The organism is Microbacterium xanthum, from assembly GCF_034531355.1.
Classification (GTDB): Bacteria; Actinomycetota; Actinomycetes; order Actinomycetales; family Microbacteriaceae; genus Microbacterium; species Microbacterium xanthum.
This window is the reverse complement of sequence record NZ_JAWHUE010000001.1, coordinates 492,835-517,053: the sequence shown is the minus strand read 5'-3', so window position 1 is coordinate 517,053 and position 24,219 is coordinate 492,835. Positions and strand designations below refer to the sequence as shown.

Below are 24,219 nucleotides of genomic sequence, written 5' to 3'. Positions count from 1 at the left end.
GTCCTCTCGTGGTGACGGGGGATGGCTGCGATGCCCGGACGGCGACTTCCCTGTCGTCATCCCACCGTCGATCATCATTCGGTGAGTGATCTGGTGCAACGATGCACTAGCAACACCAGATGCGCAAGACCCCCCACGAAAGATTTTTCTCGCGGTTCTTGGGGGAGCAGGAGAACTCGTGCAATCAGACGTTGCGCGCCTTCGCTAAATCGATACACTGATCGGACACCGAGCCGAAGGAGTCGCCGTGGGTGACAGGGTCACGATCCAGGAGGTCGCCGCTGCCGCGGGCGTCTCGGCGAGCTCCGTCTCGAACCTTCTCAACGGGCGCACCGGCAAGATGGTCCCCGCCACCCGCGAACGGATCGAGCGTGCGATCGCCGACCTCGGGTACCGGCCGAACCGTGCGGCGCGACAGCTGCGCAGCGGTCGTACCCAGACGCTCGGTCTCGTCGTCCCCTCCGTCGGCAACCCGTTCTGGGGCGCCTTCGCCCGTGAGGTCGAGGTCGCTGCCCTGGCGCTCGGGTGCAACGTGCTGCTGTGCAACTCCGAGCGCGATCCGGATCGCGAGCGCCGCTACGTCGAAGAGCTGTGGGAGGACGGCATCCGCAGCATCATCCTGTGCACCTCGCTGCCATCCCTCGACCATGTCTCGGATGTCATCGGCGACGGTCTCCGGCTCGTCACCTTCGACCGCCCCGCGCAGCCGAACGACCCGGCCTCGGTGATCAGCATCAGCATCGACAACAACGTCGGCGGCCAGATCGCCACCAGTCACCTCCTGGGTCTCGGGCACGAGAAGATCGCCTTCGTCTCCGGATCGATCCGCTCGGTCAACCGAGCCGCGCGCTACCGCGGGTACTGCGACGCGATCGAGGCGGCGGGGCTGGCGGTGGCCGATATGCCGAGTTGGACGGGTTTCGGGGCCGAGCAGTTCGGCGATGTCGAGGCGGCACAGGTCGGCCGTGCCGCCGCCCATGCCCTCCTCGCCCCCGATGCCGACCGGCCGACGGCGATCGTCGCGGTCAACGACATGACCGCCCTGGGATTCTGCCGCGGGGCGCGCGACATGGGGCTCGTCGTCGGCGAGGACGTCTCGGTCATCGGTTTCGATGGGATCATCCTCGCCGAGCTGTACGACCCGCCCCTGACGAGCGTGCGTCAGCCCATCCGTGAGATGGCGCGTCTGGCGGTGGGCGAAGCCGTCCAAGCCGGCGTCGGCGCGGATGGGGCGGGACGCTCCGTGCTGCTGCGTCCCGAGATCGTCCTGCGCGAGTCCACCTATCCGCCCCGGTCGGCCGCCACCGCGCGCGTCGACGCAACCTCCGGAAGTCCCCGATGACCACCGTCTCGCCGCTGTCTCGCCTGTCCCCCTCCGCCCATCTCGAGCGAATGCCGCTGGTCGCGGTGCTGCGCGCGAGGCATGCCGATGCGTACGCCCCGGTCGTCGCGGCGCTCGTGGACGGCGGCGTCTGCAGCATCGAGATCACCCTCAGCACCCCCGGCGCCCTGGAGGCTGTGCCCGAGCTCCGAGACATCGTCGGCGGGCGCGCGGAGATCGGCGTCGGAACAGTCGTCTCCGAAGCGGCGGCCGACGCGGCCCTCGCCGCCGGCGCCGACTACCTCGTCACACCGGTCGTCGACGAGCAGATCATCACCCGGTGCGTCGATGCCGGAGTGCCGATATATGCCGGTGCCCTCAGTCCGACGGAGGTGCACACCGCGTGGCGGGCCGGCGCGACGGCGGTGAAGATCTTCCCCGCGTCGACGGTGGGACCCTCCTATGCCGCCCACCTGCGCGGGCCGTTCCCCGACCTGCGGATCATGCCCTCGGGCGGCGTCGGCATCGACGACATCGTGCCGTGGCTCGATGCCGGAGCGATCGCCGTGAGCATCGGCGGTCCGCTGCTGAAGGATGCGCTCGGCGGCGGATCCGCCGCCGACCTCACCGCGCGCACGCGCCGGGCTGTCGATCTCGTCGAGCAGTGGCGCTCGCGATGAGCGCACCTGGCGTCGTCACCGTCGGGGAGAGCCTGCTGCGGCTGTCGACCGACCGGGTCGGTCCGCTCGCGCATGCGACCGCGCTGCATCTCGGGTTCGGGGGCGCCGAATCGAACGTCGCGATCGGGCTGAGCCGTCTCGGCGTCGCCACCACGTGGGTGAGTCGGCTCGGGGCGGACAGCGCGGGTGACCTCATCCTCCGCGAGCTCCATGCGGAAGGGGTCTCCACCGTCGCCGCTCGTGACACCTCGGCGCCGACCGCGCTGATGATGAAGGTGAAACGCACCCCCGACACCGTCGAAGTGATCTATCACCGGGCCGGGAGCGCCGCGTCGCTGCTCTCTCCGGCCGACATCGATCCGGTTCTGCTGCGCGATGCGTCGATGCTCCACCTCACCGGGATCACCGCAGCGCTCTCGGACTCGGCGCGGGACGCCGTGCGCGCCGCGGCGGCCATGGCGCGTGAGGTGGGGACGCCGGTCTCCTTCGACCTCAATCATCGCGCGAGGCTGTGGTCTGCCGACGACGCCCGCAGCTTCTACGCCGAGATCCTCCCGTTCGTCGACATCGTGTTCGCCGGCGACGACGAGGCGCGTCTGATCGTCGAGGGGGATCGTTCCGACCTCGACCTCGCGCGGGCACTGGCGGACGCCGGTCCTGCCACGGCCGTCCTCAAGCTCGGTGCGCGCGGGGCGCTCGCCGTCGAGGGGACGACGACCGAGCAGGTTCCGGCGGTGGCCATCCGCCCGGTCGACACCGTCGGTGCCGGCGATGCGTTCGTGGCGGGCTTTCTCGCGGCGCAGCTGGCGGGGGAGTCGCTGAAGGACCGCCTGGGGCTGGCCGTACGCACCGGGGCCTTCGCGTGTCTCGCCGAGGGGGACTGGGAAGGCGCACCGCGCCGTCATGAGCTCGGTCTCCTGGGCGCAGCGGATCCCGTCGTGCGCTGACCGCCCGTCGAGGACTGCCCGGCGCGGTCGGGTCAGCGGAGTTGCGTGACCAGCGCGACGCCCCACGCGGGCAGGTCGATGACCGCATCCAACCCGTCGGGTCCGGCCACGAGTTCCCACCTCCGCAGATCATTCGCCGATTCGCGGATCGCCGCGATCTGGTCGCGAGTGGGGTTCAGGGGCGAGCCCAGGTCATCCCAGCGCGCGATCGCGTTCCCCGAGCGGGGCGAGAGCAGCTCCACGCGGAACCGCGTACCGGGGCGCACACCCGTGACGCGCAGCGTCGTCGTCCGCGCCGATCCCGTCGCCAGCGTCCGTTCGGCGTTCTCGCGCGTGTCGAACGACGCCGGAACGGTCTGGGTCACCTCGTCGGGATAGTTGTAGACCACCGCCGAGATCGCTCCGTCGGTGCTGTCGCGCGTGATGGCCCCGACCGATGAACGCGTCAGCAGGTCGTCGCCCAGAGCCGCCAAGAAGCGGTAGCCGTGATAAGTCGGTTTCGGGATGCCGTGGTACGAGAGCATCCCGAACCCGCCGTGGAACGGGAGCTGGCCACCACCCTCCTCCTCGAAGATGTCGGTGAAGGTCCAGTACGACAGCGAGTCCACCAGGCCGATCGAGTCGAGGTTCGCCTTGACGACGTAGGTGGCGGCCTGGGGGTAGTCGTGCGTCCGGTCCCGGGAACTCGACGAGGACGACCACTCGGTGAGGTGGATCTCCGCATCCGGGAAGGCGCTGGCGTCGACGAGGGATCGCAGCAGCCGCAGGTCTGCCGGGGTCGCGTCGACCCCGCGCGTCAAGCGCGCACCCTGGCCGTGTTCGTCCAGCGCCCAGTCGGTGGGGTAGGGGTGGGTCGACACGAAGTCCAGGGGGAGTCCTTCTGAGGCGGCGATCCCGAGGAACTCCTCCAGCCACACCGGCTTCCAGTCGAGGGCGTCCAGGTCGGGTGCCTCGCGGGTGTCGATCTGGGCGGAGGTGTCCTCGGTCTCGCCGTCGAAGCGGGTATCGGGGACGAAGTTGCTCGTTGCGGGTCCGCCCACGGGCAGTGCGCCGTCGACGGATTTCACGGCCCGTGCCGTCCGGCGGTACAGCTCGATGTACTCGCTCTTGGTGCCGTGGAAGAAGGGGCGCAGGTTCGGCTCGTTCCACACCTCGAAGTACCACTGCCGGATCTCGTCGATCCCGTACCGGTCCCGCCAGTGCTCGACGGTGAGACGGATGAGTCGTTCCCAGGCGTCGAAGTCGGTGGGCGGACTGCAGTTCGCCCCCCACCAGAACGCCGTCCTGGTGGCCGTCGCCAGCTGGGACGGCATGAACCCGAACTCCACGAAGGGGCGCACGCCGGCGTCGAGCATCGCGTCGAACAGGGTGTCGATGTACTGGAAGGACGGGTCGAGGCGGCCCTGCGCGTCTTCGCGGTAGACGAACATGTCGTCGTGGAACAGGCCGTGGAAGCGGACGTAGCGGAAGCCCTGCACCTCGGCGACCTCGCGGAGTTGACGCTGCCAATCGGCCCGGAGGCCCTCGTTCGCACGCCCCGCCCCGACAACGAGGCTCCAATGGTGCGAGAAGCGCTCGCCGGGCGCATGGGCGTCGACGGTCAGATCAGCCATGATCAGAAGTCCTATCTTCAGTGCGGCCTCACCGGGGTGCTCACGTCGTCCTGCGGCTTCGCGGTGATATACATCCCATGTCTATCATGGCCTCTATGGACTCCCACACGGAGGTGCGAGGACGCACCCGTCCCAACATCGTTCTCATCCTCGCCGACGACATGGGCTGGGGGGACCTCGGGTGCTACGGCGCCACCGCCATCCCCACACCGCGCATGGACGCCGTCGCCCGCGACGGTGTGCGCTTCGACGACGCGCATTCCTCCTCCGCGGTGTGCACGCCGAGTCGATACTCGATCGTCACGGGCCGATACGCGTGGCGGAGCCCGCTCAAGCAGCACGTGCTCCACAGCCACGCCCCCGCGATCATCGAGCCCGACCGACACACGATCGCATCGCAGCTGAAGGCCGAGGGCTATGCGACGGGTCTCTTCGGAAAATGGCACATCGGACTCGATTGGAAGCGCAAGGACGGTACGCGACTGACCGCGTTCGGCCCGGAGGCGGAAGCCGACCTTCTCGACAGGCCGACACAGTACCCCGCAGATGAGATCGACTACTCCGAGCCGTTCACCGGCGGCCCGTGCGAACTCGGCTTCGATCGATTCTTCGGAATCGCCGGTTCGCTCAACATGCCGCCCTCGGCGTTCGTGTCGCAGGATCGGATCGTCGGCGAGCCGACGCTCGAGCGCCCGGTTTATCAACGAGGGATCAACCCCGGGCTGATGACGGAGGGCTGGCGCGACGATCAAGCCGACATCCGCTTCACAGAGGAGGCCGTCGGGTGGATGCGCGAGCGCGCCGAGGGGGAGGAGCCGTTCTTCCTCTTCCTGTCCACGGCGGCTCCGCACCGCCCGTGCGTGCCGCCCGAGCAGTTCCACGGGATGTCGGAAGCGGGCCTGCGCGGCGATGCCGTCTGTCTCGTGGACTGGATGGTCGGACAGATCGACGACGCGTTGAATGAGCTGGGCCTTGCCGACGACACCGTCGTGGTGATCACGAGCGACAACGGTGCACCCATGGTGTACCCCGAAGACGGCGACACCGACGTGCACCGCCCGAACGGTCCGTTCCGCGGGCAGAAGGGGGACATCTGGGACGGTGGTCATCGCGAGCCCCTCCTGGTGCGCTGGCCGGCAGCCATCCCCGGTGGCCAGGTGCGCGACGACCTCGTCTGCCTGTCGGATCTCTACCCCACACTGCTGGCGGCCGCGGGTGTGCAGGTCGCACCGGGGGCGGCCGAGGATGCCGTCGACATCCTCTCCCGTCTCGCCGAGCCCGGGCCCACCCCGCGCGGCCTGCCGGTCGTGCACCACTCGATGCGCGGGGCGTTCGCGGTGCGCATCGATGGTTTCAAGGTGGTCTTCGCCACGGGATCCGGGGGCGGCTTCTCCGCGATCGGCGCCGACGACGACGGCACGTTCTACAGTTCGGAGGCGCCCGTCGGGCGGATCTACGATCTCGAGAACGACCCGGCCGAGACCACGGATCTGTGGCATGCGCGCCCGGATCTCGCCGCGCAGGCGCACGCCGTGCTCGCAGACATCGTCCGGGGCGCCGACTCCGGGTTCCCCGTGGACGTCGCGCCCCGGGCGGTGTCGTGAGTCGTCCGGCGGTGGGCGGGCTCGCCGAAGACGGGTGGGGTGTCGTCGTCGACGCCTTCCGCGCGACCGTGCCGGACGTTCACCAGTCCGGTGCGGCCCTGTCGGTGTGGAGCGACGGTCGAGAAGTCGTCGACATCCGGCTCGGGACGGCGGATGCCCGAAGCGGTCGGCTTTGGCGCGAGGACACTCCTGCCGTCGTCTTCTCGGTGAGCAAGGGGCTGGCGGCTCTGGTGGTCGGCGTGCTCGTCGAAGACGGGCTGGTGGCTCTCGACCAACCGGTGGCAGAGCTCTGGCCGGACTTCGCGGCGCACGGGAAGGACGCGGTCACCGTCGGGGATGCGCTCGCCCACCGCGCCGGGGTCTCCGCACCGCGTGACGATGTCGACCGGCGCACTCTCCTGGATCTGACGGAGTGGGCCCGGCGGATCGCGGCGCAGGAGCCGCTGTGGTCACCCGGCGAGGCGCACGCGTACCACACCCTGTCGATGGGGCCGATCGTGGACGCGATCGTGCGTCGCGCGTCGGGTCGGTCCTTCGCGCAGGTGTTCGCCGAACGCGTCGCGGCGCCGCTCGCCGCCGACGTCACGTTCGTGCCGGATGCGCGCCTGCTCGACGAGGTCGCTCACATCACCACCAGCGACGCATGGGACCGCACCGCGAGCGGACGCGAGGAGGATCCGTGGATCACGCGCGCGGCCACGTTGGGAGGCATCATGCCCCGCGCGCTGGTTGCGGGCGAAACCGGTTTCAACGATCCGGACATCCTCGCCGTGGGACTGCCGTCGGCCGGCGGTATCGGCACGGCATCGGGCCTCGCGCGCATCTGGTCGTCGGTGATCGCACCGACGCGCGGGGTGCGTCTGTTCGATCCCGTGACGACGGCGCAACTCGTGCGACCGCGCTCCGAGGGCCCGTTCGCCTTCTCGGCCGAGCCGCCGTACCCGAGATGGGGCGCCGGGGTCAATCTCGTGAGCGACAGCTTTCCGGGGCTCTCGCCCGCGTCGTTCGGCCACGGCGGGGCGGGCGGTCAGATGACCCTTGCCGATCCGGACACCGGAATCGCCTACGTTTACATCCGCAACCGCATGGACCCGGCCCCACCCGCGGACGTGATCGTCCCCGCGCTGCGTCGTGTAACGGGAAGCCATGAGGAGTGCCGATGAGCGCCAAGCCGGATGTCGTTCTGATCTTCATGGACGACATGACCCACTGGTCGTTGCGGTCCGACGCGGTGCGCACGCCGAACCTCGATCGACTCCGCGAGCGCGGGGTGACTTTCACCCACGCGTTCAACCAGGGGTCGACCGAGCCGGCGGTGTGCGTGCCGGCGCGGCGCATGCTGCTCACCGGGCTCACGCTCTACGAGTCCGAGCCGCGCTTCGCCGAGGTCACCCGGCTGGGGCAGGCCCTCGGCGGTGCCGGCTACGAGACGTTCTTCACGGGCAAGTGGCACAACCCGCCCGAGGCGCTCGATGAGGACTACGGAGAGGTCGGACCGTGGGGTGCCGGCATGTTCGGTTCGGTCAACGCGGAAGACGACGCCTACCGGCGACCTCGGGAGGGGGACACGTGGGACCCCGCGGACACGTCTCGCGGCGGGCATTGGCTCACTCTGGCGGATGGATCGGTGCAGCACTCCTCGGAGAGATGGACCGATGCGGCGGTGGACTTCCTCCGGCGCGCGTCGGTCGATCGGCCGTACTTCCTCCACCTCGCCTATCACGCGCCACACGACCCGAAGCAGGCCCCGCAGGAGTTCCTCGACCTCTATCCCGCCGCGGAGATCAGTGTCCCGCCGAATGCTCTGCCCGAGCACCCGTTCGACAACGGTGCGCTCGAGATCCGCGATGAGATGCTCGCGCCCCATCCGCGAACGCCAGACGCGGTGCGCCTGCACCGTCGGGAGTACTTCGCCATGCTCACGCATGTGGATCGGGAGATCGGACGGGTCCTGGATGCCGTCGACCAACGCGAAGCGAGGCTCGGGCGTCCGACGGTCATCGTCTTCTCCGGTGACCACGGCCTCGCGTTGGGCGAGCACGGGCTGATGGGCAAGCAGAGCCTCTACGACCACAGCACGCGCGTTCCGCTCGTCATCGTCGGCCCCGGCGTGCCCGCGGGGGAGCGCCGGGAGCGTCCGGTCTACGCGGGCGGGATCTATGCGACGATCTGCGACGTCATCGGGTTGCGGCCCCCGGCCCATCTGCGGTTCGACTCGCTGGCACCCGCCGTGGGCGGGGAGGAGCAGGACGGCGAGATCTTCACGGCGTACGGTCCCGATCAGCGGTCGATTCGGGTCGGCCGGGTGAAACTCATCACCTACGCGGACACCTCGAATGACCAGTTGTTCGATGTCGTCGCCGATCCGTGGGAGACGCGCAACCTCATCGACGACCCCGCCCGGGCAGAGGCGGTGGACGATCTGCGGACGCGACTGGACAGGGCACGTCGCCGGTTCGGTGACCCCTGGCTCGATCGAGTCGATCCCGGACGCGCCGCAAAGGCGACCGACTGATCCCATCAATAGGCAGCCGAGCGTGATGATCGTGCGGTGAATTACCCCGTTGACCCCCTACTCATCCCATGTATAGAGTGGTACGCGTATCACCGCTCGAGGAGGAGCCATGGTCAACATCCGAGACGTCGCGGCCCGTGCGGCGGTCGCGCCGATGACGGTCTCGCGGGTCCTCAACAATCCTGACGCCGTCTCGGTCGACACCCGTAAGCGCGTCGAAGAGGCGATCGCCGATCTGCACTACGTGCCCAACATGGTCGGACAAGGCCTTCGCAAACGCCGCACGATGGTGCTCGGGCTCGTGGTCAGCGACATCACGAACCCGTTCGCGGTCCAGCAGATCCAGGGGGTGACGAAGGCGGCACGTGCTGCCGGATACACCGTCATCTTCGCGCACACCGAACACAGCGCCGACGAAGAGCTGCACCAGCTTCGTTCGCTCATTGAGCGGCGCGTCGACGGAGTGCTGCTGTCGCCCGTCTACAACACCCCCGATTCGGTGGAGTTCGTGCAACGCCAGCGCCGGCCGATCGCCGTCCTCGGCTACGACATGGCTGGCCTGGACGTGGATGTCGTGCGGTGCGACACCGACGCGGCCGCGCGCAGCCTGACCGAGTTCCTCATCGACCTCGGTCACCGATCGATCGCGATGCTCAGCGGGAGCGAGAACATCGTCACGGCGGTGGAGCGCGCGCGAGGCTACACCCGCGCCATGACCGAGGCCGGGCTCGGGGTCCGGATCACCTACGGTCGGTTCACTCCCGAGTCGGGATACGAAATGGCCATGTCTGCGCTGCGCGCTCCGGAGCGGCCGACGGCGCTGGTCACGGCGAGCAACTTCATCGCCCTCGGCGCCGCGGAGGCCGCGTCGGCGCTGGGTCTGCGGGTGCCCGAGGACCTGTCGATCACGACCTTCGACAACGCGCGGACCGACCTCGTGCACGATCCGTTCTTCACCGGGATCGTCCAGCCCGTGGCCGAGATGGCCAGCGCAGGAACCGACATGGTCATCGAGAGGGCTTCGGGTCAGGTCGCCGGTCCGGGGCGTGACCGCATCTTCCCCACGACCTTCGAGGTGCATCGCTCGACCGCGCCTCCGTCGCGGGAACCGGCGTCGTCGAGGGCGCCATCGTCCGCAGCCACCCGGCGCGGGCATCACAACGAAGTGAAGGGATCACAGCAATGACCATCCGAAAGAACCTCTTCGCCGCCGGCAGCGTCGCAGCCGTCGCGGTCGTCCTCGCCGGATGCGGCTCATCCGGTGGGGTCGGCGAACAAGACGAGGTCGAACAGAACACCGGTGAAGCCGCGGATCTGACGTACTGGACCTGGTTCCCGCCGGAAGCCACGCTGAACGCCGCCATCGAGGCCTTCGAAGCCGAGCACCCGAACATCAGCGTCGAGCTGCGCGTCTTCGAGGCGGCCGACTACCAGCAGCAGCTGCCACTCGCGCTCAGCGGAGGCGAAGACATCGACGTCGTCGGCGTTCAGGTCTCGGCGATGACCAACTCGGTCAACGACTTCCTGCTGCCCGTGGACGAGTGGGCCGGTGGCTGGGTGGATGAGCTGAACCCCACCATGGTGGAGCAGACCGCGGACATCTCTGACGACGGAGTGCTGTACTCGGTGCCGATGGGCTCCATCGGCAGCCCGATCATGTACTACAACGCGGAGATCCTGGACGCCGCGGGCGTCGCCGTGCCCACCACCGCCGCGGAGTGGAAGGATGCGGTCGACGCGATCTCCGCGGCCGACCCCGACGTCACCCCCGTCGTCTTCAGCGGCGAGCCCTGGTGGCAGGAGGAGATGTTCTTCGGCATCGCCGAGCAGACGGCGCCGGGGCTGTCCGATGAGATCATCGGCGGGGACGGTTCGTGGGATCAGCCGGCGGTGATCGACGGGTTGAACGCCTACAAGTCCCTCTTCGACGACGGCATCGTCGACACGGACGTCCTCAGCCTGTTGGGCACGCGTCCGAGCGAGATCTTCGCAGCCGGCGAGGCGGCGTTCTACATCGACGGTTCGTGGCAGAACTCGCTGCTGTCGGAGTCGTACCGGTCGGAGAACGGCATCGACGTCGCCGGCGTGGGTGCGGCGCCGCTGCCGCTGGTCGACGGCGGGGCTCCCTCGGTGCGGGCGCTCGCCGAGGGCGGGCTGGGGATCCCGGCGACCTCGTCGAACGTCGATGCCGCAGCCACCTTCATCGAGTTCATGGTCAGCTACGACGGCGCCGACATCTGGGCCGACGACCTCGTGCTGGTCCCCAGTCTCGACGGCTATGAGCTTCCGGACTCGGTCCTGACGACCGAGGCGGCCCAGGACGGCTTCGCCGCCGCCGCCGAGGTGATCGGTGCGCCGACATCCAAGCGCGACAGCCAGCAGGACTTCCTCAACCAGGTCGAAGGCAACGCGATCCTCGACGTGCTGCGCGGCACCGTGTCCGCCGAGGAAGCCGCGGCACGGATGCAGGAGGAGTGGACCTCCGGTCGATACCCGCACGGTACGGACCAGTGACCGGCAGCACCGATCTCGACACGAGGGCGCTCGTCGCGCCCGCGACGGGGGCTCGACGCGGATCGCGTCGGGCCCCCCGGCCGGGGCGCTCGCTCTCGCCGATGAGGGGGCCCTGGTATGCCGTGGCCTTCCTGGCGCCCTTGCTGGTCTTCTACGCGGTGTACTTCGTGTACAGCTTCGGCGTGCTCGGCGTCGTCAGCACGCAGACGGTCGGCCTGACGTTCCGCAACGCGGTCGACGTCGGCACGCAGAACTTCGAACTCGTCCTCTCGGACCCGTCCTTCCAACGGTCCCTGTTCAACACCGTCGCCTTCGGCATCTTCAGCGTCGCGGTCGCGCTGACACTCGGCTTCGTCCTCGCGATGATGATGGCCTCCGGCATCCGGATGCGTCGGTGGTACTACACCGTCTTCCTGCTGCCGTCGTTGATCCCCATGTCGCTGTTCGCCACGGTCTTCGGGCGGATGCTCGAGACCCGGGACGGGGCGATCAACGAGTTCTTGCGCGGGATCGGGCTCGGGTTCCTCGCGCAGGACTGGCTCGGCGACCCCACCGCGGCGTACGTGGGTGTCGCCGTCCTGCTGACGTACACGATCGGTCTGCCGATCATGTACTACACGACCGATGTCGCCCAGGTGAACACCTCGATCGTCGAATCGGCGACGCTCGACGGCGCCAACGTGTGGCAGATCTACCGGATCATGCTGTATCCGCTGCTGCGGTCGACGCATATCACCGTGATCCTGTCGGTGATCCTCGGCAGTTTCCGAGCCTTCGACATCATCTACTTCTCGACGGCCGGTCAGCCCGGCGGCCGTACCGACATCACCGGAACGTACATCTACAACGCCACGCTCGGGATCGACCGCGTCGGCTACGCCGCGGCGGCTTCGATCATCGTTCTGATCATCGCCCTGGCGATCTCGGTGATCCAGATCCTCGTCCGGCGGAAGGGGCTCGCAGCATGAGCGCTCACATCGACGAGGAGAAGCTCCCGCTCCACATGCGCCGTGTGGACCGCGTGCTCATCTACGGGTTCCTGACCGTTTTCGGCCTCGCGTTCGCCTGGCCCCTGATCAACGCGGTGCAGATGTCGGTCGCGGTCGGTGGCATCGCCAACTACTGGACGGTCCTCACGCGCGAGCTCAATGGGATCTCCATCCCGCTGACCTTCGTGAACAGCGCGATCATCGCGGTGATGCATGCAGCCCTCGTGTGCAGTATCGGAGCGCTCGCCGCGTATGCCTTCTCCTTCATCGAGTTCCGCGGCAGGGAATGGCTCTACTACGGGGTCCTGCTGTTCCTCGCCGTTCCGGCCACGGCCATCCTCGTTCCGGTGTACTTCATCAGCGGCACCCTCAGCCTCTTCAACACCCACATCGGAGTCGCGTTGCCCGAGGCGGTGCTGACCCTTCCGTTCGCCGTGCTGCTGCTGCGCAACCGGATGGATGACATTCCGCGGCAGCTCGTGGAGGCCGCCGTCATCGATCGCGCGACACATCGGGGCATCTTCTGGCATGTCGCGCTTCCGCTGTGTCGCGGACCGCTGGCGAACCTCGCTGCGCTGAGTGTCATGTGGTCTCTGCAGGACTTCATCTTCCCGTCGGTGCTGCTGCGCTCTGCGGAACTGACCACCGCCGCCCAGGCGGTCCAGGGCATTCGGGGGGCCTTCGCGCCGACACCGCTGGAGACCTCGCAGTACTTCGCCGCGCTCGTGCTGCTGGGGGTGCCGGCGGTGATCATCATCGTGTTCGCCTTCCGGTACGTCACCCGCGGTCTCGCCGCCGGCGGGGTCAAGGAGTAGGCACGGTCGTACGGATGACGATGCCCCCGGGCGAGGCCGGGGGCATCGTCATCCGTACATCAGTTCAGCGTGAAGGATGTCGTCGACGAGTTGCCGGCGACGTCGAACACCTCGAGGTGGTTCTCGCCCTGCACCGCGCCGAAGACACCGGGCGCGATGAAGTTCACGTCGGACCAGGTGTTGTCCGTGAGGTCCTTCTCGACACCGTTCAGCAGGACCTTGTCGATCTTGCCGGCGTCGAACAGCTTGAAGCTGACGGTGTCGTAGCCCCCGCTCGCGCCGACGGTGAAGTTCCCTCCGGTCTTGACGGTCGCCACAGGGGCGGTGCTGTCGAGGACGACGGAGACCGTACTGGTCCGGGAGATGTTCCCGGCGAGGTCCTGGGCGTTGTACTTCACGGTGTACGCACCGTCGGGAAGCGTCACCGACGCCGTGTGGGAACCGGTCTTCCCTCCGTCCGCGACCGCGGACTGGGTGCTCTCGACCAGGGTGCCGTCCTGGTAGATGTTCGCGACGATCCGGCGCAGGCCGACCTCGTCGGCGGCATCGATCTGGATGGAGAGCTCCGTGAACGGACCTTCCGAGCCGGGGGAGACCAGCGACACGGTCGGGCGTGTCTCGTCCGGCGTGCTGACCGGCTCGTCGGTGCGGTACTCGATGTAGTCCAGCTGGAACCAGCGCTCGCTCGTTCGCGTCGCGGTGATCGTGTGCTCCCCGAACGGCAGGTCATCCACCGAGAACGTCGGTACACGCGCTTCATACGTCGACGAACCCGACGCGTGGAACTCGCCGTAGTCCTCACCGTCGATCTCGACCCGGAAGCTCGAATACCCCTCGCGCTGCGGCATGTACAGGGTGACCCCGGAGCCGGTGAAGGTCAGCGAGAAAGAGTCGTTCGCGCCCTGTGTGGCGTGCAGGTCTCCCAAGTAGTCGCCGCTGCCGCGGTTGGCGGAGTGGAACCACCCGCCTTCGTACTCGATGCGCGGATCCGAGTCGTTCAGGCGCACGCAGTCGTCCGTGCAGCTGGAGCCGTCGCCGGTCGCCATGAGCTCTTTCAGCCCGTGCAGCACGTCGAGTGTGGCGGGGTCGACCGTGCCGTCTTCCCACATGATGATGTCCAGCGAGGTGGGGACGTTCCGCGACGAGTTCGCCAGGACCAGATCGTAGGCGCCCTGGGCGGTGAAGTTGACACCGGTCGTCTGATCCGGCGCGTTGACACCCCAGGGGCCGTTCATCTTGTACATGCAGTGACCCTGCAGGCCCTCCTCGGCTCCGGGACCGTACAGTCCGTCGCCGCCCGTCGCGGCGTCATCCGATCGACACGTCTCGCCGAAGGAGGTGTCCTGGAAGTCGGTGATGACCGTCGCGTTCGCGTTGTTGTAGGACAGCAGTCGGGAGGGGTTTCCCGCTCGAGCCGCTTCGGCGAGCTCCTCGAGGTCGCCCGGGTAGTACATCCGGCCATCATCGAAGAACCAGCCCTTGAGGAGATCGCCGTAGCGTTCACCCATCTCGGTGACCACGGCCTTCCAGTTCTCGAAGAACGTCGACCGATCGCCGAGCCCCGTCGCGGAGAACTCGCCCGGCCACGACTGCGCCTGCCACCAATCCGTGCTGTTGTACCCCAGGTGCGAGTCCTGACCGGTGTGGTAGTAGAGGTGGAAGTCGATCCCCTCGGCGTCGAGCGCGGCGGCCACGTCGCCGATGAGGTCCCGTTCCGACGTGCGATCGCCGTGACCGAGGGCGTCGTCGACGGCCTCGATCGGAGCGTTGATCTCATAGGTCCACCAGGACGCCGACCAGATGACGTACTCGGCGCCCGTGCCGGTGATCATGTCCACGAAGGCGGGGACGTCGAAGTCGGCGGCCTGGTCGTCGAGCGACTTCGGTTCGCCCGACTGCGGGTACCCCCACGCGCCGTACTGGAACATGATGCCGTACGGCATCTCGGAGAACCGTGCCGCCTCGCTCCGGCTCGCGTTGCGGAACGCTTCCACCCGTGCGTCGTACCCCGACTGGAGATCACTGCGCAGCACCTCCATGCTCTTGACCTCCGAGACGCCGCCTTCGGTGTCCCGGGTGAGGGTGATCTCGTGCTCACCCGGGGAGAGATCCAGCGATCCCGCGTCCACGTGGGCCCAGCCGGCCTCGTCGACCGTGAACGTCTGCGAAGCCTCATCGTCCACGGTCAGGCGATACGTCTGGTCATCGGCGCCGGAGTTCATCTGGAAGCGGATGTTGTGGTCCCCGGGGGTCGCAACGTCCACGGTCCACGTGAAGTGATCCTGCGCACTGTCGAATCCGGTGACGTAGCCGTACTTGGGCCGAGGCGCGCTCACCACCGGCAGGCCTTCGGACCTGTCGGCTTGTCCCGCGGTCAACATCACGAGGTTGTCGGGAGCGTCCGTCTGGGAGATTGGAACGGCGTCCTCGACGGCGCCCGCGGCGGGGGAGACGAGAAGCGAGCCGATGAGGCCCGCGGCGGCGACGGCGGCTGCCGCCGTCGCCGTTGTCCTGCGCTGTGCGTGTTTCACGCGTCATCCTTTCGGTGTGGGCCGGGACGAGGCGTCAGACCTGACCAGGCCCGCGGGGGAGGCGTAAACGAGCCGTCGTGGCCCGACCGGCCAGCAGTGGCCGTCGCGGTGGTCGCGCCAGGATGCTATCCGGGCGTCCCATGTCTCGGATACGTTTTGGCCGATGGTTGATACGAATTGGGCCTAGAGTGAGCGAAACATCCTTCGTTTTGACATAAGAGACATCCCATGTCTAGTCTGATCTTGTCTTCGCCCAGAGGAGACGACGAGGGAGCACCACATGCGTGATGACGCGCCGCACACATCGAACGTGCCGTACCTGCCGCGCCGGTCGGTGCACCTCGATTTCCACACCTCTCCGCTGATCACGCCGATCGCGCAGCAGTTCGACCCGCAGGAGTTCGCGGATCGTTTCGCCCGTCTCGGCGTCGACTCGGTGACGCTGTTCGCCAAGTGCCACCACGGCCAGCTGTACTACGACACCGATCGGGCCGAGCGCCACCCCGGCCTGGGTGGGGTCGACCTGCTCCGCTCGCAGATCGACGCGCTAAGGCCTCTCGGCATCCGGACCCCCATCTACATCAGCGTGCTCTTCGACGAGCACGCCGCGACCACCCACCCCGAGTGGGTCTGCGTCGACGAGGAGGGCGGCCCGGTGCGTGTCGACTCCCACGGCGTGCCCGGGTGGCATGTGCTCGACATGACCAGCGGCTACCGGTCATACCTGGCCGAGCAGGTCACGGACGTGCTCGGTCACTTCCCGGATGCGGACGGCTTCTTCTACGACATCTGTTTCGATCAGCTGTCCTCCAGCGCCACCGCGCGGGCGGCGGCGATCGAGGCGGGATTCGACCCCGATTCCCCGGCCGGACGGCTCGATGCCGCCGCTGCCGTGTCGCACGACTACATGGGCCGACTGCGCGACATGGTCGCGGGCGACGGCCACGACGGTGTGCCCCGCAGTGTCTTCTTCAACTCGCGGCCACGGCTCCGCCTCGCCGACGAGCTCGGCTTCAGCACCCACGATGAGATCGAGGCCCTGCCCACCGGCGGATGGGGGTACGCGTACGCACCTTCGGTCGCCCGCAGCGTGATCCCCATCCAACCGCGTGCGATCGGGATGACCGGACGCTTCTTCGGCAGCTGGGGCGACAGTGCGAGCATCCACCCGGCTGCGGCGCTCCAGTACGAGTCCCTTCAGATGGTCTCGCTCGGGCTCGGCATCTGCATCGGGGACTCCCTGCCGCCGGCCGGCCGGTCGCACGAGGCGGTCACCGCGCGCCTGGCCGACACCTTCGCACGCGTGCAGGCGGTGCAGGAGTGCGCGACCGGTGCCCAGCGGGTGGCTGAGGTCGCCGTCATGCGCGCGCCCATCACCGGCGGCGAAGGCGTCATCCACGCCGACGCGCCGGGCGCCGGTGAGCTCGCGGCCCTCCGCCTGCTCACCTCTCGCGGAATCGACTTCGACTTCATCGGCCCCGGCGACGATCTCGCCGGCTATCGGGCGGTGATCGTGCTGTCAGGGGTCGGGATCGACGACGGGGTCGTCCGGTCCCTGACGCTACACGTCGAATCCGGCGGAGCGCTGGTGCTGTCGGGCCTGCCGGATGATGTCGCATCACTGCAGCCGCTGACGGGGCTCTCGTCCGCGGACGTTGACGGGTTCGCGCGCGAATTCGTCCGTCCGAACGCGGCTGCCACCGGGCTCCCCGACTTCGACTTCGTCCTGCCCGGGGCCGTGCGCCGTGTCCGTGCGGAGGGCGACGTGCACACGCTCGCGACCGTCACCGAGCCGTACTTCGACCGCACCCCGGATCGCTTCAGTGGACACGAATACACCCCGGCGGGAGCCGCGACCGCCTACCCGGCGATCGTCGCGCGGGAACGTGTCGCCACCGCCGCATTCGGCCTGTTCGAGGCGTACGGCGCCACCGGCGTGCCCGAGATCGGAGACCTCGCTGCGGCGACCCTCGAGGCGGTGTTCCCCCGTCCGGCGCTCCGGATCGACGGGGCGGCTCACCTGGAGGGGACTCTCGGCCGTCGGTCCGGCTCGTCGATCGTCCATCTGCTCAGCTACCTTCCGTCGCGCCGATCGTCGGCCGACATCGAAACGGTCGTGGATCCGGTTCCGGCCCTCGACGTCGCGGTCCGCGTACGGCTGGACGATCGCTCGCCCCGGGCGGTTCGCACCCTCGAGGGGGTCGAGCTGCCGTTCTCCGTCGAGGACGGATACGTTCACTTCACCGTGTCTTTCGACGACGGGCACTGCCTCGTCGTCGTCGAAGAGGAGTGAACATGTCTCAGACCGACAACGCCATCGCCGCCATCAAGGGGATGATCCAGGCAGGCGAGCTGCATCCCGGCGACCGCCTGCCGCCGGAGCGCGAGCTCGGCGAGCGCCTCGGCGTCTCCCGCAACTCGCTCCGTGAGGCCGTCAAGTCCCTCGAGACCATCAATGTGCTCTCGGTACGACGAGGCGACGGGACGTATGTCACCAGCCTCGAGCCCGCGCTGCTGCTCGAGGGCATCAGCTTCCTGGTGGACATCCACGACGACGCCACCCTCATCGAGATGTTCGGTGTGCGGCGGGTCCTGGAGACCGCGGCGGCCCGGGCCGCCGCGACGCGCGCCACCCCGGCGCTCATCGCCCGACTGGAGGAGATCCTCGAGAGCTCCCGTGGCGCCGACACGGTCGACGACCTGGTGGAACACGACACGGTGTTCCACCGCGAGATCGCGTCGGCGGCACGCAACCGCTACCTGTCGGGCATGCTCGACACGCTCTCCAGCAGCACGGTGCGGGCCCGGGTCTGGCGGGGCCTGTCCCAGGGTGGCGCGGTGGAGCGCACCCTGGCCGAGCACCGCGCGATCCTCGACGCGATCCGCAACGGAGACGCCGATCTGGCGGCTGCACTCATGACCACCCACATTGCCGGCGTCGAGACCTGGTTGCAGGGGGCCGCCGGCGGATGGAATCCCGATCTGCCTCAGGAGACACCCGACGATGACGCATCCTGACCCGCCGCGCACGCGCAGCGCGCGCACCGGCCTCGCGCTGTCGCACCTGGGCTTCGGTGCGGCCCAGTTGGGGAATCTCTACCAGCAGACCACCGATGCCGAGTCCCAAGACGCCGTGGAGGCGGCCTGGCGAGGCGGCATCCGCTACTTCGACACGGCCCCGCACTACGGGCTCGGGCTGTCGGAGCGTCGCTTGGGTTCGGTACTGGCCGGCAAACCCCGCGACGACTTCGTGCTCTCCACCAAGGCAGGGCGGCTGCTCGTTCCGAACCCCGGAGGCGAGGGTCGAACCGACACCGACTTCGAGGTACCGGCGACTCTGCGGCGGGAGTGGGACTTCTCGGCCGCGGGCGTGCGCCGCTCCATCGAGGAGAGCCTTGAGCGACTCGGTCTCGACCGCCTCGACATCGTGTACCTGCACGACCCCGACGGCCATGGCGATGAGGCGGTGTCGGAGGCCTTCCCGGAGCTCGTGCGGCTTCGCAAGGCGGGGGTGATCCGCGCGATCGGAGCCGGGATGAATCAGGCGCCGATGCTGACGCGTTTCATCCGCGAGGTCGATGTCGACGTGGTGATGGTCGCGGGGCGGTTCTCGCTCCTGGACCCCGAGGCGTTGCGCGAACTGTTGCCGACGGCCGCGAACGACGGCGTCGATGTCGTCGTCGCGGGGGTCTACAACTCCGGCCTGCTCAGTGCCGAGACGGTGCCCGATGACGCCAAGTTCGACTACCAGCAGGCTCCGGCTGAACTGATCGCGCGCGCCCGGGCGATCGCCACGGTCTGCGAGGTGCACGGCGTGACGCTGCCGGAGGCCGCTGTGGCGTACCCGCTGCTCCACCCGGCCGTCGCGTCGGTGGTCATCGGTATGCGCACCGTCTCGCACGTCGACAGCAGCCTCGCGCGATTCGGCGCATCCGTCCCCGAAGAGCTCTGGCGCGATCTTCAGGCGCAGGGGCTCATCGATCCCGACTTCCCTTCCTCGACAGGAGAGACCCGATGACGACCATCACCGCCGTCACCGTCAGCGACGTCAGGTTCCCGACCTCGGCATCGGCTGACGGATCCGACGCCATGAACAAGGACGCCGACTATTCGGCGGCGTACGTCGAGCTGAGCACCGACGACCCGGCGCTGTCGGGGTACGGCTTCACCTTCACCATCGGTCGGGGCAACGACCTGTGCGTCGAGGCAGCCCGGCAGCGTGCTCTTCCGCTCATCGGTCGTGACGTCGACGACGTCGTCGGAGATCTCGGCGGTGTCTACCGCGAGCTCCAGAGCGACTCGCAGATGCGCTGGCTCGGCCCGGAGAAGGGCGTGGTCCATCTCGCGCTGGCCGCCGTCATGAACGCCGTGTGGGATATGGCCGCGCGCCGGGCGGGCGTGCCGCTGTGGCGTCTGCTGGCCGAGATGACCCCCGAGCAGCTCGTCGACGCCGCGGACATGCGATACCTCTCCGATGCGCTGACCCGCGAGGAGGCGATCGCCCTGCTGCGGGAGATGGCGCCGACGCGCGGACAGCGAATCGCACAGCTTGAGACCTCGGGATACCCCTGCTACACGACGAGCGCGGGGTGGCTCGGGTACTCCGACGACAAGCTGCGTCGGCTTTGCCAGGAGGCCGTCGATGCCGGCTACAAGCACATCAAACTGAAGGTCGGCGGCGATCTCGACGATGACATCCGCCGCTGTTCGATCGCGCGGGAGGTCATTGGGTGGGACGCCGCGCTGATGATCGACGCGAACCAGGTGTGGGATGTCCCGGAGGCGATCGAGTGGGTGCAGCGGTTGGCGGAGTTCAAGCCGCTGTGGATCGAAGAGCCCACCAGCCCGGACGACGTGCTCGGACATGCCGCGGTGCGCGCGGCTGTTGCCCCGATCGGGGTGGCCACCGGCGAGCACGGGATGAACCGGGTGCTGTTCAAGCAGATGTTCCAGGCTGAGGCGATCGATTTCTGCCAGCTCGACTCGGCGCGCCTGGCGAGCATCAACGAGATCCTCGCCGTGTATCTCATGGCCAAGAAGTTCGACGTGCCGGTGTGCCCCCACGCGGGCGGGGTCGGCCTGTGCGAACTGGTCCAGCACCTGTCGGTGTTCGACTACGTCGCCGTGTCCGGCACCCTGGAGAATCGCGTCACCGAGTTCGTCGATCACCTCCACGAGCACTTCGTCGACCCCTGCATCGTGGAGAACGGCGCGTACCGGCTGCCGTCGCAGCCCGGCTACAGCGCCCAGATGCATGCCGCATCCGTGGCGGAGTACCGGTTCCCCGATGGCGCTTTCTGGCGCGCAGAGGGTGCGGTCACAGCCCCCGAACCCGTTCTGGAAGGACAGCGATGAAGTTCATGAGGATCGGCGCCCCCGGTGCCGAGGAAGCCGTCGTCGAGATCGATGGACGCGTCTACGCCGTCGGGGCGGCCCTGAACGGGGCGTTCCTCGCCGAGGGGGGCGTCGAGCGGGTGGCCGCGGCGGCCTCGGCGGGCGAGCTGCCGGAGGTCTCGATCGACGATGCGCGGGTCGGAGCACCGCTCGAACGGCCCGGAAAGATCGTCTGCATCGGTTTGAACTACCGTGACCACGCTGATGAGACCGGTGCGGCCTACCCTGACGAACCCGTCGTGTTCATGAAGGACCCGTCCACGGTGGTCGGTCCGTACGACGAGGTGCTCGTGCCCCGCAGATCGACCAAGACCGACTGGGAGGTCGAGCTCGGGGTCGTCATCGGGCGCACGGCACGGTATCTCGACGCGCCGGCGGATGCCGCGGCGCACATCGCCGGGTACGTGCTCTCGCACGACGTCTCCGAGCGCGAGTTCCAGCTCGAGCGCGGCGGACAGTGGGACAAGGGAAAGAGCTGCGAGACGTTCAACCCCCTCGGTCCCTGGTTCGTGCCCGCAGCCGAGGTCGGCGACCCCGGATCGTTGCGGCTGCGTCTGTGGGTCAACGGGACGCTCATGCAGGACGGCACGACCGCGAACATGATCTTCGGGATCGACCACGTGGTCTGGTACCTCAGCCAGTTCATGGTGCTCAATCCCGGCGACGTGATCAACACGGGCACGCCCGCGGGCGTCGCGCTCGGCCATGCCGACCCGAAGCCGTACCTGAAGGAGGGCGACGTGGTCGAGTTGGAGATCGATGGTCTCGGGCGCGCGCGACAGGTGATGGTGCAGGCATGAGCGCCCTGCAGGGGCTCCACGCCATCGTCACCGGTGGTGCCTCCGGCATCGGCAATGCCACGGCGCTGGCGCTGCATGCCGCCGGAGCGCGCGTGACGGTGCTCGACATCTCCATCGACGGTCTCGACGAGCGGCTTGGCGGGATCGTCGCCGACGTCACCGACCGCGGATCCGTCGATACGGCGGTCGAGTCGGCGGCCGAGTCCGCCGGGGGGATCGACATCGTCGTCAACAACGCCGGCATCAGCGCCGTCGGCACCGTCGAGGAGAACGACGACGCCGAATGGGCGCGCGTCCTCGACATCAACGTGGTGGGCATGGCGCGGGTCAGCGCTGCGGCGATGCCGTGGTTGCGTCGTTCGTCGGCGGCCGCCGTCGTCAACGTCTGCTCGATCGCCGCGCTCAACGGGCTGCCGCAGCGTGCACTCTACGGCGCCTCCAAGGGGGCGGTGCTCTCACTCACCTACGCCATGGCGACCGACCATGTCCGCGACGGGATCCGCGTCAACGCGGTCAGCCCCGCCACCGTCTCCTCACCCTTCGTCGAGCGGATGCTGCAGAAGTTCCCCGATCCGGTGGCCGAGCGCAAGGCGCTGGACGCGCGCCAGGCGACCGGCCGCATGGTCACGCCCGAAGAAGTGGCGGACGCGATCGTCTTCCTCGCGAGCCCCGCATCGGCCTCCATCACCGGGACCGCCCTCGAGGTGGACGGCGGCGTGACGCATCTGCGCGTGAGGCCGGAGTGAGCGTGCGTCGCATCGCCTCGGTGATCGGTCTGCCGCCGGAGAACGTGGAGGTCTACGACCGCTACCACGCCGACGTGTGGCCCGGGGTGCTGGACGCACTTCGCCGACACCACGTCTCCAACTACTCGATCTATCGCCACGGAGATCTGTTGTTCTCCTACATGGAGTACACCGGCGACGACTACGACGCCGACATGGCCGGCATCGCCGCCGACCCGATCACGCAGGAGTGGTGGTCGGTGATGGAACCGTTGCAGCGCCCTCTCGACGACCGGGCCGAGGGGGAGTGGTGGAAGGCTCTCCCCGAGGTCTTCCACACGGACTGAGTCCGCCGGAGCGCGCGGGAACGAGACCCGAGGAATCGACTTAATTTCTCATTGAAAACGGAACGCGCTTTCCGTACGCTGAAAACGTCGGCGCGGGCGCCGGCGATATCCGCGTAGGTCACAAGGAGGTTCCCCGTGGAGAAGATGAGGTTCGCCGGCGCGATCGCCGGCCTCGCCGCGATCGGAATGGTCGCGGGCGCGTGTTCGTCGGGAGAGCCGACGGCATCGGAAGTGGCGCCGGAGGAGGTCACCGGCACGATCCGGGTGCTCGCCCCGACCTTCCCGGCCAGCAACGAAGGGCAAGCAGCCTTCGACGACGTCGTGGCGGCGTTCCAGGAGGAGTATCCGGGTGTCGAGGTCGAACCGGACTTCGCCACGTTCGGGAATCTGAACGAGAAGATCTCGACCGCCCTGGCCGGCGGCCAGTTCTACGACGTGGTGGTCACAGGCATGGGCTGGGTGCCGCCGCTGGCCTCTCAGGGGGCGTTCCTCAACCTCGATCAGTTCGGCGTCACCGCTGAGACCATCGCCGAAGAGGCGAACCCTGCCGCGGTCTCACCGGCGTTGTACGACGGTGAGGTCTACGCCTACCCCCTGCTGATCGGTGCAGGCGGACTCGCGCTCAGCCGCTCGGCCTTCGAGGAGGCGGGCCTGGACCCGGACTCGCCGCCGAGCTCCCTGGAGGAGATCGCCGATATGGCCGAGCAGCTGACGATCCGTGACGACGACGGAACGATCATCCGACCCGGCTTCGACTTCTGGGCGGCTGCCAACGGCTATCGTCATCGCTTCGTCTCCGTCCTCGGCGCGCTCGGTCGCGACCTCTACGAAGACGGCGAGCCGGGCTACATGGATGGCGAAGGCGTCGAGGCGCTGGAGTGGATGTCGGACATGATCAACGAGCGCGAGGTGATCGGGTACGGGCAGAAGTCGGCCTCCGGTGCACCGATGCTTCTCAGCGGCGACGCCGCCATGGGATTCCTGGGCGGGTACATCGACTGCGACGACGTCGGGCAGGAGATCTGCGACGACCTGGAGTTCTTCCTGCTGGAGGACCAGCGACCGGCGATGTTCGCCGGTGGGCAGCTCGCCTCGGTAGGTGCCCAGACCGACCTTCCGGAGGCGTCATGGGCCTTCATCGAGGCAATGTCGACGCCGGAGGCGCAGACCGTTCTGGCATCGATGAACTTCGGGGTCCCGGCGCTGGCGGGCATGGCCGACTCGGAAGCGGTGCTCAGCAACCCGTCGAGCGAGTTCTCCTACGCCAACCTCGAGTACTCGGTCTACGAGGGCGGCGCGACGAACTGGCTCGACCTGCGCGACACCTTCAACAACGAGCTCGACAAGGTGCTTCTGGGGCAGGCCACCGCCGAGGAGGTTCTGACCTACCTCGCCGAGCAGTCCGAGTAGCCGCCCGCGGACGA

The 24,219-nt window shown here is 68.3% G+C and carries 20 protein-coding genes; 18 read left to right on the top strand and 2 right to left on the bottom strand.

Features of this window, described 5'->3' with window-relative positions; genetic code table 11:
• Nucleotides 1–247: 247 nt before the first annotated feature.
• Genes RZO50_RS02520 through RZO50_RS02510 form a run of 3 tightly spaced genes read left to right on the top strand, consistent with a single transcriptional unit; the run spans nucleotide 248 to nucleotide 2,948 of the window.
• Nucleotides 248–1,342 (top strand): LacI family DNA-binding transcriptional regulator, encoded by a 1,095-nt coding sequence (locus RZO50_RS02520; protein ID WP_322598126.1) that lies wholly within the window; start codon nucleotides 248–250, stop codon nucleotides 1,340–1,342.
• The gene (locus tag RZO50_RS02515; protein ID WP_322598125.1) at nucleotides 1,339–2,001 is read left to right on the top strand and encodes a bifunctional 4-hydroxy-2-oxoglutarate aldolase/2-dehydro-3-deoxy-phosphogluconate aldolase; all 663 of its coding nucleotides are present in this window, start codon (nucleotides 1,339–1,341) and stop codon (nucleotides 1,999–2,001) included. Before RZO50_RS02520 ends, RZO50_RS02515 begins: the two co-directional genes overlap by 4 nt.
• Nucleotides 1,998–2,948 carry a sugar kinase gene (locus RZO50_RS02510; protein ID WP_322598124.1) on the top strand — a complete coding sequence of 317 codons (951 nt, stop codon included), beginning with the start codon at nucleotides 1,998–2,000 and terminating at the stop codon, nucleotides 2,946–2,948. The genes RZO50_RS02515 and RZO50_RS02510 overlap by 4 nt, the downstream gene beginning before the upstream one ends.
• 32 nt (nucleotides 2,949–2,980) lie before the next feature.
• Here RZO50_RS02510 and RZO50_RS02505 read toward each other — a convergent pair whose 3' ends face one another.
• Complete coding sequence (locus RZO50_RS02505) at nucleotides 2,981–4,561, bottom strand: GH39 family glycosyl hydrolase (protein WP_322598123.1); 1,581 nt, start codon at nucleotides 4,559–4,561, stop codon at nucleotides 2,981–2,983.
• A gap of 95 nt (nucleotides 4,562–4,656) precedes the next feature.
• Here RZO50_RS02505 and RZO50_RS02500 point away from each other — a divergent pair, with 95 nt between their 5' ends.
• The 7 genes from RZO50_RS02500 (at nucleotide 4,657) to RZO50_RS02470 (ending at nucleotide 12,998) form a co-directional block, all read left to right on the top strand.
• Nucleotides 4,657–6,165, top strand: a complete 1,509-nt coding sequence (locus tag RZO50_RS02500; RefSeq protein WP_322598122.1) for a sulfatase family protein — start codon at nucleotides 4,657–4,659, stop codon at nucleotides 6,163–6,165.
• Entirely contained in the window at nucleotides 6,162–7,328 is a 1,167-nt protein-coding gene (locus tag RZO50_RS02495; protein WP_322598121.1) for a serine hydrolase domain-containing protein, read from the top strand. The genes RZO50_RS02500 and RZO50_RS02495 overlap by 4 nt, the downstream gene beginning before the upstream one ends.
• On the top strand, nucleotides 7,325–8,680 hold the full coding sequence (locus RZO50_RS02490; RefSeq protein WP_322598120.1) for a sulfatase-like hydrolase/transferase: 1,356 nt from the start codon (nucleotides 7,325–7,327) through the stop codon (nucleotides 8,678–8,680). The genes RZO50_RS02495 and RZO50_RS02490 overlap by 4 nt, the downstream gene beginning before the upstream one ends.
• 109 nt (nucleotides 8,681–8,789) lie before the next feature.
• A complete protein-coding gene (locus RZO50_RS02485) occupies nucleotides 8,790–9,866 on the top strand; it encodes a LacI family DNA-binding transcriptional regulator (RefSeq protein ID WP_322598119.1) in 1,077 nt (358 codons plus the stop codon).
• Nucleotides 9,863–11,194, top strand: coding sequence for an ABC transporter substrate-binding protein (locus RZO50_RS02480; protein ID WP_322598118.1), 1,332 nt, complete (start codon nucleotides 9,863–9,865; stop codon nucleotides 11,192–11,194). Before RZO50_RS02485 ends, RZO50_RS02480 begins: the two co-directional genes overlap by 4 nt.
• Before the next feature lie 101 nt (nucleotides 11,195–11,295).
• Complete coding sequence (locus tag RZO50_RS02475) at nucleotides 11,296–12,162, top strand: carbohydrate ABC transporter permease (protein WP_322598117.1); 867 nt, start codon at nucleotides 11,296–11,298, stop codon at nucleotides 12,160–12,162.
• A complete protein-coding gene (locus RZO50_RS02470) occupies nucleotides 12,159–12,998 on the top strand; it encodes a carbohydrate ABC transporter permease (protein WP_322598116.1) in 840 nt (279 codons plus the stop codon). Before RZO50_RS02475 ends, RZO50_RS02470 begins: the two co-directional genes overlap by 4 nt.
• A 59-nt stretch (nucleotides 12,999–13,057) precedes the next feature.
• Here the strand turns inward: RZO50_RS02470 and RZO50_RS02465 are convergent, their stop codons facing one another.
• The gene (locus RZO50_RS02465) at nucleotides 13,058–15,529 is read right to left on the bottom strand and encodes an alpha-L-fucosidase (RefSeq protein WP_322598115.1); all 2,472 of its coding nucleotides are present in this window, start codon (nucleotides 15,527–15,529) and stop codon (nucleotides 13,058–13,060) included.
• 280 nt (nucleotides 15,530–15,809) lie between these two features.
• On the opposite strand from RZO50_RS02465, the gene RZO50_RS02460 reads away from it, so the two are divergent.
• From RZO50_RS02460 to RZO50_RS02425, 8 genes are all read left to right on the top strand, one after another.
• Nucleotides 15,810–17,822, top strand: a complete 2,013-nt coding sequence (locus RZO50_RS02460; RefSeq protein ID WP_322598114.1) for a beta-galactosidase — start codon at nucleotides 15,810–15,812, stop codon at nucleotides 17,820–17,822.
• 2 nt (nucleotides 17,823–17,824) lie between these two features.
• A complete protein-coding gene (locus RZO50_RS02455) occupies nucleotides 17,825–18,547 on the top strand; it encodes a FadR/GntR family transcriptional regulator (protein ID WP_322598113.1) in 723 nt (240 codons plus the stop codon).
• Entirely contained in the window at nucleotides 18,534–19,547 is a 1,014-nt protein-coding gene (locus tag RZO50_RS02450) for an aldo/keto reductase (RefSeq protein WP_322598112.1), read from the top strand. The genes RZO50_RS02455 and RZO50_RS02450 overlap by 14 nt, the downstream gene beginning before the upstream one ends.
• A complete protein-coding gene (locus RZO50_RS02445) occupies nucleotides 19,544–20,884 on the top strand; it encodes an L-fuconate dehydratase (RefSeq protein WP_322598111.1) in 1,341 nt (446 codons plus the stop codon). Before RZO50_RS02450 ends, RZO50_RS02445 begins: the two co-directional genes overlap by 4 nt.
• Nucleotides 20,881–21,723 carry a fumarylacetoacetate hydrolase family protein gene (locus RZO50_RS02440; RefSeq protein ID WP_322598110.1) on the top strand — a complete coding sequence of 281 codons (843 nt, stop codon included), beginning with the start codon at nucleotides 20,881–20,883 and terminating at the stop codon, nucleotides 21,721–21,723. Before RZO50_RS02445 ends, RZO50_RS02440 begins: the two co-directional genes overlap by 4 nt.
• Nucleotides 21,720–22,469 (top strand): SDR family NAD(P)-dependent oxidoreductase, encoded by a 750-nt coding sequence (locus RZO50_RS02435; protein WP_322598109.1) that lies wholly within the window; start codon nucleotides 21,720–21,722, stop codon nucleotides 22,467–22,469. The genes RZO50_RS02440 and RZO50_RS02435 overlap by 4 nt, the downstream gene beginning before the upstream one ends.
• Nucleotides 22,466–22,795: an L-rhamnose mutarotase gene (locus RZO50_RS02430; protein ID WP_322598108.1), complete on the top strand. Its 330-nt coding sequence runs from the start codon at nucleotides 22,466–22,468 to the stop codon at nucleotides 22,793–22,795. Before RZO50_RS02435 ends, RZO50_RS02430 begins: the two co-directional genes overlap by 4 nt.
• Before the next feature lie 144 nt (nucleotides 22,796–22,939).
• On the top strand, nucleotides 22,940–24,205 hold the full coding sequence (locus tag RZO50_RS02425; protein WP_322598728.1) for an extracellular solute-binding protein: 1,266 nt from the start codon (nucleotides 22,940–22,942) through the stop codon (nucleotides 24,203–24,205).
• The last annotated feature ends 14 nt before the right edge of the window (nucleotides 24,206–24,219 follow it).